We start from the raw sequence: 11,540 nt of genomic DNA, 5'->3' as shown, positions 1-11,540 counted from the left end.
GCGCGTGGTGCGCTGCCGCTCCGCGGCATCCGTCAGATGCGCTCGACCCACTGCTCGCGCCACTCGGGCGCCTCGAACGGGAGCGACCAGTACGCGGTCTCCCTCGCGATCTTGCCGTCGCGGAGCTCGAAGATGAACACGGCCTGGTACTCGGCCTCGTCGCCGTAGTCGAGGCCCGCCTCGACGACCCAGAGGTCACCCTCGCCGAGGATGCGGCGCGGCGTGATGGTCGGCAGCTTCGGGAAGGCACGGTAGACACCTCGCCGGTTGTCGCCGCCGACGATGCGCTCGCCCGACTGCGGCCAGTCCATGACGGCGTCCTCGTGGAACACGTCGTCCATGCCGTCGACGTCTCCGGCGTTCAGCGTCGCGATCAGCGCCTCGACCGTCTCTCGTCCGCTCATGCGCGTTCTCCCTCGAACGGATGCCGCGCTTGCGCCTGCCGGGACCGGCCTCGGCCGTGTACTACGATGGTCCGGTGCCCGCGCGCGGGCGCCGCGCGGATGTAGCTCAATGGTAGAGCCTCAGTCTTCCAAACTGATTACGCGGGTTCGATTCCCGTCATCCGCTCCACCACGAATCGATCCTCCGCCTGAGCCTGGATGCGACAGCGCAAGGGCGCCCCGGGTCGAAGCCGGGACGCCCCTCGGGTTGTGCCGCTGAGGTCAGCCCTTGTTGTGACCGTCGACGACGACGCCGTCACGGTTGGTCACGACGACCGACGACTCGACGAACGAGAACGTCTTGCCGGCGGCGGTGAACCCGGTCACCAGTCCGTCGCCCTTCGCACCACTGCCCAAGCTGAAACCGACGGCGACAACCTTCGCCGACGGCGCGGCCGCCGACCACTCGTCGAGGGTGCCGAAGTACGCCGAGCCGTTGCCCGAGTCGTTCGTTCCGCTCGGGTCGAGCGCCTTGAACTCGTCAGTCGCCCCGTTGTTCAGCCACCAGTTCGCGCCGTAGAAGTTCGGTTCGCCGACGAGGATGCCGTCGCCTACGCCGTCGCCGGAGATGTCGACCACGAGCTGCGCGCCGGGGAGCTGCCCCGAGTAGGAGGCGTACCCGAGCGCGACGTCGGCGTCGGCGACCGCGGAGAGGGCGAGGTCGCTCGGCAGGTAGCCGGCCACCTTGTCGGTGCTCGTCGATCCCTCGGTCCAGATGTGCAGACCCGAAGGAGTCGCCTCATAGTGGCCGGTGGACCGAGTGTCGGAGTAGATGCCGACCGGAGTCCACACGGTGGTGTACACCAGGCCCGGCCGCTCTCGAGGCTCGGCTTGCACCGGTGCGGCGACGGCCGCGAGGCTCAGGCACACAGCGCCGGCAGCGGCGGCGGCGAGGATGGTTCGTTGTTTCATACGACGTCTCTTTCCCGGGTTGATTGACCGGTGACGCGGACGGTCACCGGTGATGACATCTGGATCCGAGTCTGCACGGTAGGCGTGCGCCGTCTCGACGTGGACGCCGCCCCAAAACGGGGGAGATTGTCCGCTTCGCGTCCAATCGAGGGCCATGCGCCACGTCGACCGCGGGCGCTGCCCCAGTTGTTCGGCCGGCGTAATGTGTGGCGTGAACCTCCATGCGTGCGCCTCGTCCAAGGAGGCCGTCATGACCGCACGACGCTCGGAGCGGACCCGCGTGGTCGCCGACCTCGCGTGGCTCGCCGGCCTGACCCAGGTCGTCTTCGGCCTCGCGCTGCTGGCGTCGCCCGAATCGGCGGTGGTCGCCGCGATCCTCGCGATCGTGGCGGGCACGCTCGCGGTGGTCGCCGGAGCGATGCTGCTCAATCGGCTGCCCACGTCGTGGACGACGATGACGTTCGCGTTCGTGCTCTCGATCGGCGCGTCGGCGTACGCCCTGTGGGTCGCCACGCCCTACTGGTGGGGAGCGGCCGTCAGCGGCATCCTCGCGCTCGCCGGCCTGATCATCGAGTGGACCGACCGCGGTCCCCGCCCGTCGCCGGCTCCCGGCGCCTCCGTGCGTCGCTCCCGACGCCCGCACCCGCCGTCGCACCCCTGATCGAGGTCCGCGACGCCCCTCCGACGAGGCGCTGCACGATCGCGGCCGCCGGGAGTATGTTGTGCCGTGGACGACCCCTTGCGTGCGCCTCGGGAAGGAGACCCTCGTGCGGACCCGAGTGCTCATCACCATCGCCGTCACGGTCATCGCGGCGGGTGCGACCGTCGCCGCATGGGCGGGCCTCCGCCGGCGATCGACCCCGGCCGGGTTCTCGGGGCAGGCCGCACCGGCCGACGACGCGGCATCCGCACGGCACCGGGAACGGATGCACCCGAAGAAGCCGCAGTCGTCGCTCGCCGAGCGCTGGACCACCGTCGACGGCATCGACGTCTTCTACCGGGAGTCGCAGAACCCGCCCGACGCGCCCGTGATGATGCACGTGCACGGCTTCGGCCTCTCGGGGCGCTACCTCCTGCCCACGGCCGAGCGGCTCGGCGGCGAGTTCCACACGCTCGTGCCCGACCTGCCGGGATTCGGTCGCAGCGGGAAGGCGAAGAACGCGCTCGACGTGCCCGACCTCGCCCACGCGGCCGCGCGCTTCCTCGATGAGCGCGGCATCGACAAGGTGACGCTCGTGGGCAACTCGATGGGCTGCCCCGTCATCTGCGAGTTCGCGTACCACTACCCCGAGCGGCTCGAGCGCGCGATCCTCGTCTCCCCCGCGGGCGGCGTGCACAACCAGCCCCTGGGCCGCGCGGTCGGCCAGCTCAGTCGGGACGGCACGCGCGAGCCCGCCAGGATGATCGGCGTGGCGACGCCCGACTACATGCGCTTCGGCGTGCCGAGCACGTTCAAGATGTTCCACGCGCTGACGCAGTACCCGTCGCTCGAGCGGCTGCTCGAGCTGCGCATCCCCACTCTCGTGGTCCTCGGCGACCGGGATCCGCTGCTGCCCGCACCGCACCGGGTCAGGGAGATCGCCGAGCGCACCGACACCCACGTGCTCGTCGTCGGCATCGACGGGGCGGCGCACGCCATCAACTTCAGCCATCCCGGCGAGCTCTCGCACGTCATCCGGCAGTTCATGGCCGACCGCCCCATCACCGACGACCCCGACTCGCCCGGTCACGCCCGCGTCTACGAGGTGCACCGCGGCGTGCACCATCCACCGGCGACGCCCGGGGCCTGATGCAGCGGATGCCGCGGCGCGACGCCGCGGCATCCGCATCGACCCGGTGAGCCGAGCCTTTCCTTCCTTGAAATACGCGCGCCGCTGCGTAGCGTTGAAGGAGACGAACGCACACGGAAGGTGACACGATGACCGACACGAAGACCGCTCCGAAGACCACCAAGACCGGCGCCAACGCCGACGTCGCCGCCGGCGTCGCCCAGTACCTCACCCCGGTCGTGCACGAGCTCGTCGCGCTCGTCGTCAACGGCAAGCAGGCGCACTGGCACGTGCGCGGCGTCAACTTCATCGCCGTGCACGAGCTGCTCGACGACGTCGTGGCGCACGCCCAGGAGTGGGCCGACACCGCGGCGGAGCGCGTCGTGGCCCTCGGCCTCCCGATCGACGGCCGGCTCGCGACCGTCGCCGCGAAGAGCGGCGCCGCGAACCCGAAGCTCGGCTTCCAGCCCTACGAGGAGGCGATCGCCGACGTGGTCGCGCAGATCGACCTCGCGACCGAGAAGGTGAACGACGCGATCGAGGGCCTCGCCGAGCTCGACCCGGCCAGCCAGGACGTCGTGATCGAGATCCGCCGCGGCCTCGACAAGGACCGCTGGTTCCTCTTCTCGCACATCGCCGTCGAGTAGCGCGATGGCGGGCCGACCGGGCCCGGGTGCAGAATGCCGCTATGACGGCGGATGCATCCGGGCCCGTGTCGTCTCCCGGTGACGACGTCGCGCAGCTCACGGATGCGCAGCGCTCGCTCCGCGCGCAGATGCTCGCGACCGAGCATTGGAGCCTGCTCGCCTCGCGCTCCACGACGCAGAGCGAGGTGCTCACGCGGATCGCGATCTTCCTCACGCTCGTGTCCGCGGGGCTCGTGACCCTGGGCGTGCTCGGCAACGCGACGGGGTTCAGCGGCTGGTTCGGCGCGGCGGCGCTCGGCATCCTCTTCCTGCTCGTGCTGCTCGGGCTCATCACGCAGCTGCGCGTGTTCAACACCGCCCAGGAGGACCTCGCCTACGTCCTCGCCATGAACCGGCTCCGCGCCGCCTACGTCGACCTCGATCCCGGCATCGCGCCCTACCTCATGATGGGGACGACCGACGACCTGCCCGGGTCGCAGCGGACGTACTACCCCTTCGCGGCCCGCGATCGCTCGCAGGTCTTCGCGAGCTCGATGGTGCTCATCCTCGTCGTGCACGCCGCTCTCGGCGGGTTGTTCGTCGGCGCGCTCACCTTCGCGCTCTCGGGCTCGATCGGCTGGTCGATCGGGTTGGGCGTGGTCGTCGCGATCGTCGCGTTCGTCGGCTGGATGGTCTGGGGGTACCGCGGATACCGAGCGGTGTGGCGGCTCCACGAACCGCTGCGGGCGACCTCCGACGCGTAGCTGCGGTCGACGCGCGACCGGTCAGCGCTGCAGCCAGGCGAGCACGGCGAGCACACGACGGTGGTCGGTGCCGGAGTCCTCGAGGCCGAGCTTCTGGAAGATCGACGTCACGTTCTTCTCCACCGCGCCGACGCCGATGAAGAGCTGCTTCGCGATGCCGGCGTTCGTGCGCCCCTCGGCCATGAGCTCGAGCACCTCGCGCTCGCGCGGCGTGAGCGACGCGAGCGGGTCGCCGCGGCGGGCCAGGAGCTCGCGCACGACCTGCGGGTCGAGCACGGTGCCGCCGGCGCTCACGCGCTCCACGGCGTCCTCGAGCTCCTCGAGCGAGGCCACCCGATCCTTCAGCAGGTAGCCCATGCCGCCCTCCCCAGAGGAGAGCAACTCGTGGGCGTAGGTGCCCTCGACGTACTGGCTGAGCAGGAGGATGCCGACCTCGGGCCGACGTCGGCGCAGCTCGATCGCCGCGCGCACGCCCTCGTCACGGAACGTCGGCGGCATGCGCACGTCGAGCACCGCGAGGTCGGGCGTGTCGCCGTCGAGTGCGGCGAGCAGCGCATCCGCGTCGCCGTACGCCCCGACCGTCTCGAAGCCCGCCTCGTCGAACAGGCGGACGAGCCCCTCGCGCAGGAGCACCGAGTCCTCGGCGAGCACGATGCGCAGGGGTCGGCGGGCGGCATCCGTCATGCCTTCACCATATCGGCGCGACGGCAGCGGCCCCGGCGCGCAGGACGCCGGGGCCGCGGGTGCGACGAGGGTCAGGTCGCGGATGCCGCGACGGGCACGTACGGCACGTGCGCGCCGATCACCGTGGGCCCGCCAGCCGGGCTGTCGACCACGATCAGGCCGCGGAGGCCGTGCACGCGCTCCTCGAGCCCGGCGAGGCCGTGGCCAGGACGTGGCGAGGCGCCGCCGTGCCCGTTGTCGGTGACCCAGAGGTCGAGCCAGTGACCCGAGGCTCCCGTGTCACGGCTGGCCACCCGCAACCGGATCGCGCTCGCACCGGCGTGCTTGGCCGCGTTGGTGAGCAGCTCGGCCGCGATGAAGTACGCGTTCCGCTCGATGGCCGCCGGCAGCGAGGCATCCGTCGCCAGCCGGTTCTCGAACTCGACCGGTACCGGGCTGCGCGCGGCGAGCGACTCGAGGGCGCTCGCGAGGCCGCGGTCCTGCAGGAGCGGCGGGGCGAACCCGCGCGAGAGCGCGCGCAGTTCGTCGAGCGCCTCGCGGGCCTGGTCGCGGGCCTCGCCCACGAGGGCCTTCGCCGAGTCGGGATCGTGCTCCAGGCGGCGCTCGATGGTCGCGAGGTCCATCTGCAGGCGCACGAGCCGCTGCTGCGGGCCGTCGTGGATGTCGCGCTCGAGGCGGCGGAGCGAGGCGTCCTCGGCCTGCACGGCCGCGCCACGCGACGCGGCGAGTTCGGCGACCTCGCGCTCGAGGGCCTCGGAGCGCCACGCGCCGAGCATGCCCCGCGCGATCGCGTCGTGCATGAGCGTGAGTCCGCGGAACACGAGCGGCAGCGTGAGAAGGAAGATCACGCCGATGAGGACCTCGAGCACGCGCTCGCCGAAGACGGGATCGATGGGGGCCGCGTCGGGGAGGAACCGCTCGAGCAGCCACTGGTTGAGCCAGAACGTGCGCTCGTCGTTTGGGATGAACGGCTGCCAGATCCAGCCGGTCACCCCGGCGAGCGCCGTCGCGGTCCAGGCCACGGTGAGGCTCCACGAGACGATGCTCACGATGGGGTTCACGACGAGCGAGTGCAGCAGGTACAGCCAGTAGTGGCCGTCGATGAACGGCCCGAAGACCGCGCGCCAGAAGCCCTGGGCACTGTCGACCCGCTCCCAGACCGGGCGGCGGATCTCGGGCCGCCCGGCCCAGCGCAGGCGGACGAGCTCGAGCGTGCCGAAGCCGCGCGCGATGTAGAACGACGCGACCATGAGGAAGATGCCGACGACGATCGCGACGAGGCCGAGGCCCGTGAAGAACACGGTCGAGATGATGACGAGCCCGATGATCGCGATGGGCATCGTGAGGATGAGGAAGCCGAACTCGCGGGGCACGGCCGCCCAGAGGGAGCCGTAGCCCCGGCGGCGCGGCGCGGCATCCGTGGTGCTCGTCGTGGTCGTCGACATCGGTGCGGTGCTCGCCCCCTCGGCGGTGGTGGCCGGGTGGAGGATCGCGGTCGCGGGGTCCGCGGCTCCGTTCCCGGGTCGGTCGGTGGGCACGGTGTCAGTGCTCATGGTCGGTTCCTCCTGTCATCGTGGCAGACTGGCCGGGTTCGACGACGGCGAACTGGCCCATCATGCCCTGGTCCTCGTGCCACAGCAGGTGGCAGTGGTACATGTACGGGGTGTCGGGGTCGGTGTAGTCCTCGAAGCGCATGAGGAGCTCGTACTCCCGCTGCGGCTCGGCGTGGATGGTGTCCTTCCAGCCCGCGAGCTCGGGCGGCGGCGCGGCGCCGTCGATGGACGCGATGCGGAACTGCACGTCGTGCACGTGGAAGCTGTGCGGCACCTCGGTGTCGTTCGTGACGATCCAGCGCTCGAGCGTGTCGACCGTCACGGTCTCGTCGATGCGGGCCATGTCCATGGCGTGGCCGTTGATCTCGAAGCTGTCGTCGAGGCGGAACGTGCGCGTCGTCGCGACGTCGGCCTCGTTGTAGGGCTCGATGGTGGTGAGGCGCTCGGGCACCGGGTCCGCGGCGGCGAGCTCGTCGGCGGCGCGCACCTCGAGCACGTCGAACGCGTCGGTGTTGCCGTTCATGGCGGCGACGGGTCCGACCATGCCGGCGGCCTCGGCGGTCATCTCGGAGCGCAGCACGACGCGTTCGCCCGGCGTGAGTCGCACGAGCACCTCCGCTCGCTCCCCCGGCGACAGCACGATGCGGTCGAGCGATACGGATGCCTCAAGCAGGCCGCCGTCGGTCGCGATCAGCTCGATGGGCCGGTCGTCCGACCACGTGAACCCGTACGTGCGGGCGGTCGATGCGTTGAGCACTCGGAGCCGGACGAGCTCGCTCGTCGCGTCCAGGTACGGCGTGCGCGTGCCGTTGACGAGGAGCTCGTCGCCGAGCCCGCCCGCGTAGCCGCGCACCGGCGGCTCCCGCCGTCCCTCGGCCGAGAAGCCGGTGTCCTGCACGATGACGGGGACGTCGTCGACGCCGTAGTCCGACGGCAGGCCCAGCGCCCGCTCGTCGGGGTCGTGCAGCAGGAACATGCCCGCGAGGCCCCGGGCGACGTGCTCCTCGGTCTCGCCGTGCGGGTGGGGGTGGTACCAGAGCGTCGCGGCCTGCTGGTCGATGTCCCAGGTCGGCGACCACGTGGCATCCGGCTCGACCATCTGGTGCGGGCCGCCGTCCATCTCGGCGGGCAGGTGCATGCCGTGCCAGTGCACGGTGGTGGGCTCGTCGAGCGAGTTGGCGACGTCGACCCGCACGCGCTCGCCGCGGTCGGCCACGAGGGTCGGTCCGAGGTAGGAGCCGTTGAATCCCCAGGTGTCGCTCGCCACGCCCGGTTCGAACTCCGTCGTGCCGCCCTGCGCCTCGAGCGAGAACACACGCGTGCCGTCGGCGTCGACCGTCGACTCGGCGAGTGGCGGGATCGCGAGCGGCCGGTCGAAGTCGACCTTCCCGACCGTGTCGACGGGCCCTGGACCGGCGATGCCGCAGCCGGCGAAGGCGACGGCGACGAGGGCGCCCGACGCGACGGCGGCGAGCGCGGTGAGCGCGGCCTTCGGACGGCGGATCGCGGTGGCGGCGATGCGTGATGCTGGCATGCTTCCAGCCTCGCGACGCGGGCGCGGTCGCCCCATCCGGTGGGCGACCGGATCGGCGCGGGGGTTATCCCCCGGGGCTGGATCTCGATACGCGTCGGGCTTCGCCCGGCGCTACTCGATCACCGGGTGTCGTGGGTGAAACGGCCGCCGACGAGGGTCGCGGCGACGGGCATGGTGCGCAGCTCCTCCACGGATGCCGCGTACGGGTCGCGCTCGAGCACCGCGAGGTCGGCGCGCAGGCCGACGTGCACCTCGGGGCCGGCGCCGCCCGTCGACGCGGCGAGCGCGGCGCGCACGTCGATCGCCTGCTCGGGATGCCAGGGCTCCCGTCCGCCTCGGGTGCGGCCCACGGCCGCGGCGATCGCCACCCAAGGGTCGAGCGGCGCCACGGGCGCATCGGAGCCGAGGGCGAGCTCGACGCCGGCGGCCTGGAGGTCGGCGAGCATGAACGCCCGGTCGGTGCGTCCGGCCCAATACCGGTCGGCGACGTCTCGGTCGTCCATGGCGTGCTCGGGCTGCACGCTCGCGACGACGCCGAGCCGGGCGAACCGGGCGACGTCCTCGTGGCGCAGCAGCTGGGCGTGCTCCACGGAGCCGCGGCAGCCGACCTCCTCGAACGCGTCGAGCACGCGGGCGTTGGCGCGGTCGCCGATCGCGTGGATGGCGGGCGTCAGGCCGCCCTCGTGCGCGCGCCGCATCAGGGGCACCAGCTCGTCGTACGCGATCGTCGCGATCCCGTAGGGATGCTCGTGGCCGTCGAGTCCCGGATACGGGTCGAAGCACCACGCGGTGCGGGTGTTGAGCGAACCGTCGGTGATCGCCTTCGCGCCGCCGACCGTCACGAGCCCGCCGGTCCCCTCGACGACCTCGCCCGTGCGCAGCCCCTCGGCGATGGCGCGGTCGAGGTGCTGCGGGTACACGCCGAACGCGACACGCAGCGGCCAGTCGTCCGCGGCTGCGCGGCGGGCCCAGTCGTCGCGGTTCCAGCGCATCTCGTAGTCGACGACGCCGACGACGCCGCGCGCGGCGGCACGACCGGCAGCGTCGGCGACCCACCCGTCGAGCACGTCGTCGGCGACGTCGTCGAGCTCGCGCACGAGGCGGAAGCAGGCGTCCTCGCGGAGGATGCCGTCGTCGGGTGCGTCCACGCCGTGCCGGCGGGCGGCCGCCGAGTTGATCCAGCAGGCGTGCAGGTCGGCGGCGACGAGCACGACCGGGACCTCGCCCGAGACCGCGTCGAGCAGCGCCCGGCTCGCGGCATCCGGCCAGAGCCCGTCACGGTAGCCGAACCCGATCACCTCGGGCTCGCCCGCGTCGACCGCGGCACGCACGAGCGCGGCGGTCTCAGCCGCGGATGCCGCGCCGGCGAGGTCGAGCCGCCGCGAGACCATGGCCCACTGCGAGAGGTGCACGTGCCGGTCGTGCAGGCCTGGGACGATCCAGCGGCCGTCGACGTCGACGCGCTCGGTGCCGGACCCGGCCGTCGACGCGCCCGACGGCACGACCTCCTCGACGACGCCGTCGGCCACGAGCACGTCGACGACCTCGGGGGCACCGGGCAGTCGAGCACCGGCGAGGAGCAGCCCGCTCACGCGCGAGCCGCCCGCAGCGCCTCGTGCGTGCGGCGCATCTCGGCGGCGAGCGCGGGGCTCGCGTACGGCCCGTCGCCCTCGAGCTCGCCGATGATGCGGTCGACGGTCTCGTCGGGGCGGTTCTGGCTCATCTTGTTCTTCGCGACGAACCGCGTGATCGGGATGCGCAGGCCCACGGTGCCGGCGGCGATGCGGTCGGCGTACGCCGAGTTCTCGGGCGTCCCGCGCATGCGGCGCGGCTCGGGCATCGGGTCCTCGAAGTGGTCGACGAGCGCCTCGAGCACGCGGAGGTTCTCGTCGGCGTCGAGCAGCTCGGGCGTGCCGTAGAGGTGCGCGGTCACGAAGTTCCACGTCGGCACGGCCGGGTTCGCGTCGTACCAGCCGGGCGAGATGTAGCCGTGCGGGCCCTGCACGATGACCATGACCTCGTGCCGGCCGAGCTCGTGCACGACCTCGTCGGGGCGGCCGACGTGGGTGAGGAGGACGATGCCGTTTGCGGTCTCGTCGAGCAGCACCGGGTAGTGGCTCGCGACGAGGCCTGCGGCATCCGTGGCGCTCACGATCGTCATCCAGGGGTGCTCGCGGATCAGCCGCTTCACGCCCTCCTCGCTCGCCAGCGTGAAGCTCGGGTTCTGTCGCATGGGTCTCCTCAGGCCTGGCAGTAGGGGCACCAGTAGAGCTTGCGGGCGCCCATCTCCTCGAGCACGATGTTCGTGCCGCACACCCGGCACGGTAGCCCCTCGCGCTTGTACACCCAGTGCCGGTCGTCGCGGTTGGCCATCGCGGCGCGGTACTCGTCGGGGTCGAGGTCGTCCATGGTCATCATCTGGCCGGTCTCGACGCCGATGCGCAGCAGCTTCGCCCAGTCGGTCCAGAGGTGCCGCACGTGCTCTTCGGGCACCTCCCTGCCCGGCGTGTGCGGGTTCTGCTTGGCACGGAACAGCAGCTCGGCGCGGTAGACGTTGCCGATGCCCGCGACCACGTCCTGGTCCATGAGCAGGAGCCCGATGGGCACGCCCTTCCGGCGCACGGTGGAGGTGAATCGCTCCTCGGCGTCGGGGCCGGCGTCGATGAGCGGATCGGGCCCGAGCTTCGACACGATGCGCTCGACCTGCGCCGGGTCGAGCACCTCGCACGCGGTGGGGCCGCGCAGGTCGGCCACGATCGTCTCGGTGAGCAGGCGCACGCGCACCTGGCCGACCGGCTCGGGCGGGAACGACTCGAACCCGTTCGCCTCCTTCTCGGATTCCGACATGCGCAGCCGCGTGCGGCGCGGCGCTCCGATGGAGGTCAGCGAGTTCTCGCCCGCCGAGTCGAAGACGGCCGCGTCGGGATTGGGACCATCGAGGAACGTGCCGCGCTGGTTCGTCTGCCCCATGCGCCCGTTCGCCGACGCGATCGTCGGGTCGAGCAGGATGTCGCCGGCGAAGTCCCACGCGCCGTACAGGCCGAGGTGCACGCGCAGCCAGCGGTCGCCCTCGAAGCCGAGGAACATCTGCTTGCCCACGGCGCGGGCGTCCGTCATCCGTCGCCCGTCGAGGTCGGCCGCGCCCTGCGCGAACCGGCCCTGCGGGCTCGAGGCGTGCACGACGTGCCCGACGAAGTTCCGGTCGAACTGCCGGGCGATCCGGTGGATCGAGTGTCCCTCGGGCACTGCCGCTTC

General features: G+C 71.9%; 12 protein-coding genes and 1 tRNA gene. 5 read left to right on the top strand and 8 right to left on the bottom strand.

Translation table 11 applies throughout. The features are described from left to right. Window positions 1–32 precede the first annotated feature (32 nt). Window positions 33–404 (bottom strand): nuclear transport factor 2 family protein, encoded by a 372-nt coding sequence (locus tag FYC51_RS16305; RefSeq protein ID WP_148734821.1) that lies wholly within the window; start codon window positions 402–404, stop codon window positions 33–35. A gap of 95 nt (window positions 405–499) precedes the next feature. On the opposite strand from FYC51_RS16305, the gene FYC51_RS16300 reads away from it, so the two are divergent. Next, window positions 500–573, top strand: a tRNA-Gly gene (locus FYC51_RS16300). A gap of 92 nt (window positions 574–665) precedes the next feature. Here the strand turns inward: FYC51_RS16300 and FYC51_RS16295 are convergent. Further along, entirely contained in the window at window positions 666–1,355 is a 690-nt protein-coding gene (locus FYC51_RS16295) for a hypothetical protein (protein ID WP_148734820.1), read from the bottom strand. Window positions 1,356–1,605: 250 nt separating this feature from the next. On the opposite strand from FYC51_RS16295, the gene FYC51_RS16290 reads away from it, so the two are divergent. From FYC51_RS16290 to FYC51_RS16275, 4 genes are all read left to right on the top strand, one after another. After that, a complete protein-coding gene (locus FYC51_RS16290) occupies window positions 1,606–2,016 on the top strand; it encodes a hypothetical protein (protein WP_148734819.1) in 411 nt (136 codons plus the stop codon). 265 nt (window positions 2,017–2,281) lie between these two features. Then, window positions 2,282–3,145, top strand: coding sequence for an alpha/beta fold hydrolase (locus FYC51_RS16285; protein WP_148735370.1), 864 nt, complete (start codon window positions 2,282–2,284; stop codon window positions 3,143–3,145). A 128-nt stretch (window positions 3,146–3,273) separates the two neighbouring features. Continuing rightward, complete coding sequence (locus FYC51_RS16280) at window positions 3,274–3,771, top strand: Dps family protein (RefSeq protein ID WP_148734818.1); 498 nt, start codon at window positions 3,274–3,276, stop codon at window positions 3,769–3,771. 41 nt (window positions 3,772–3,812) lie between these two features. Beyond that, entirely contained in the window at window positions 3,813–4,514 is a 702-nt protein-coding gene (locus tag FYC51_RS16275; protein ID WP_148734817.1) for a hypothetical protein, read from the top strand. A 21-nt stretch (window positions 4,515–4,535) separates the two neighbouring features. Here FYC51_RS16275 and FYC51_RS16270 read toward each other — a convergent pair whose 3' ends face one another. The 6 genes from FYC51_RS16270 to FYC51_RS16245 form a co-directional block, all read right to left on the bottom strand. Then, window positions 4,536–5,198, bottom strand: coding sequence for a response regulator (locus FYC51_RS16270; protein WP_148734816.1), 663 nt, complete (start codon window positions 5,196–5,198; stop codon window positions 4,536–4,538). Between the two features lie 71 nt (window positions 5,199–5,269). Continuing rightward, on the bottom strand, window positions 5,270–6,751 hold the full coding sequence (locus tag FYC51_RS16265; protein WP_238476425.1) for a sensor histidine kinase: 1,482 nt from the start codon (window positions 6,749–6,751) through the stop codon (window positions 5,270–5,272). Then, entirely contained in the window at window positions 6,741–8,285 is a 1,545-nt protein-coding gene (locus FYC51_RS16260; RefSeq protein ID WP_148734815.1) for a multicopper oxidase family protein, read from the bottom strand. Before FYC51_RS16260 ends, FYC51_RS16265 begins: the two co-directional genes overlap by 11 nt. A gap of 119 nt (window positions 8,286–8,404) precedes the next feature. Continuing rightward, complete coding sequence (locus FYC51_RS16255) at window positions 8,405–9,877, bottom strand: amidohydrolase (protein WP_148734814.1); 1,473 nt, start codon at window positions 9,875–9,877, stop codon at window positions 8,405–8,407. Then, complete coding sequence (locus FYC51_RS16250) at window positions 9,874–10,518, bottom strand: FMN-binding negative transcriptional regulator (protein WP_148734813.1); 645 nt, start codon at window positions 10,516–10,518, stop codon at window positions 9,874–9,876. Before FYC51_RS16250 ends, FYC51_RS16255 begins: the two co-directional genes overlap by 4 nt. Before the next feature lie 8 nt (window positions 10,519–10,526). Continuing rightward, window positions 10,527–11,531 carry an Fpg/Nei family DNA glycosylase gene (locus tag FYC51_RS16245; RefSeq protein ID WP_148734812.1) on the bottom strand — a complete coding sequence of 335 codons (1,005 nt, stop codon included), beginning with the start codon at window positions 11,529–11,531 and terminating at the stop codon, window positions 10,527–10,529. Window positions 11,532–11,540: the final 9 nt, after the last annotated feature.

The organism is Agromyces mariniharenae (assembly GCF_008122505.1).
Classification (GTDB): Bacteria; Actinomycetota; Actinomycetes; order Actinomycetales; family Microbacteriaceae; genus Agromyces; species Agromyces mariniharenae.
This window is presented reverse-complemented; position numbering and strand designations above follow the sequence as displayed.

Bases quoted from the DNA above. Each gene is read 5' to 3' on its own strand.
- FYC51_RS16250 (WP_148734813.1), bottom strand. From the start codon at position 10,518: ATGCGACAGAACCCGAGCTTCACGCTGGCGAGCGAGGAGGGCGTGAAG.
- FYC51_RS16305 (WP_148734821.1), bottom strand. From the start codon at position 404: ATGAGCGGACGAGAGACGGTCGAGGCGCTGATCGCGACGCTGAACGCC.
- FYC51_RS16270 (WP_148734816.1), bottom strand. From the start codon at position 5,198: ATGACGGATGCCGCCCGCCGACCCCTGCGCATCGTGCTCGCCGAGGAC.
- FYC51_RS16290 (WP_148734819.1), top strand. From the start codon at position 1,606: ATGACCGCACGACGCTCGGAGCGGACCCGCGTGGTCGCCGACCTCGCG.
- FYC51_RS16280 (WP_148734818.1), top strand. From the start codon at position 3,274: ATGACCGACACGAAGACCGCTCCGAAGACCACCAAGACCGGCGCCAAC.
- FYC51_RS16275 (WP_148734817.1), top strand. From the start codon at position 3,813: ATGACGGCGGATGCATCCGGGCCCGTGTCGTCTCCCGGTGACGACGTC.
- FYC51_RS16285 (WP_148735370.1), top strand. From the start codon at position 2,282: ATGCACCCGAAGAAGCCGCAGTCGTCGCTCGCCGAGCGCTGGACCACC.
- FYC51_RS16295 (WP_148734820.1), bottom strand. From the start codon at position 1,355: ATGAAACAACGAACCATCCTCGCCGCCGCCGCTGCCGGCGCTGTGTGC.
- FYC51_RS16260 (WP_148734815.1), bottom strand. From the start codon at position 8,285: ATGCCAGCATCACGCATCGCCGCCACCGCGATCCGCCGTCCGAAGGCC.
- FYC51_RS16265 (WP_238476425.1), bottom strand. From the start codon at position 6,751: ATGAGCACTGACACCGTGCCCACCGACCGACCCGGGAACGGAGCCGCG.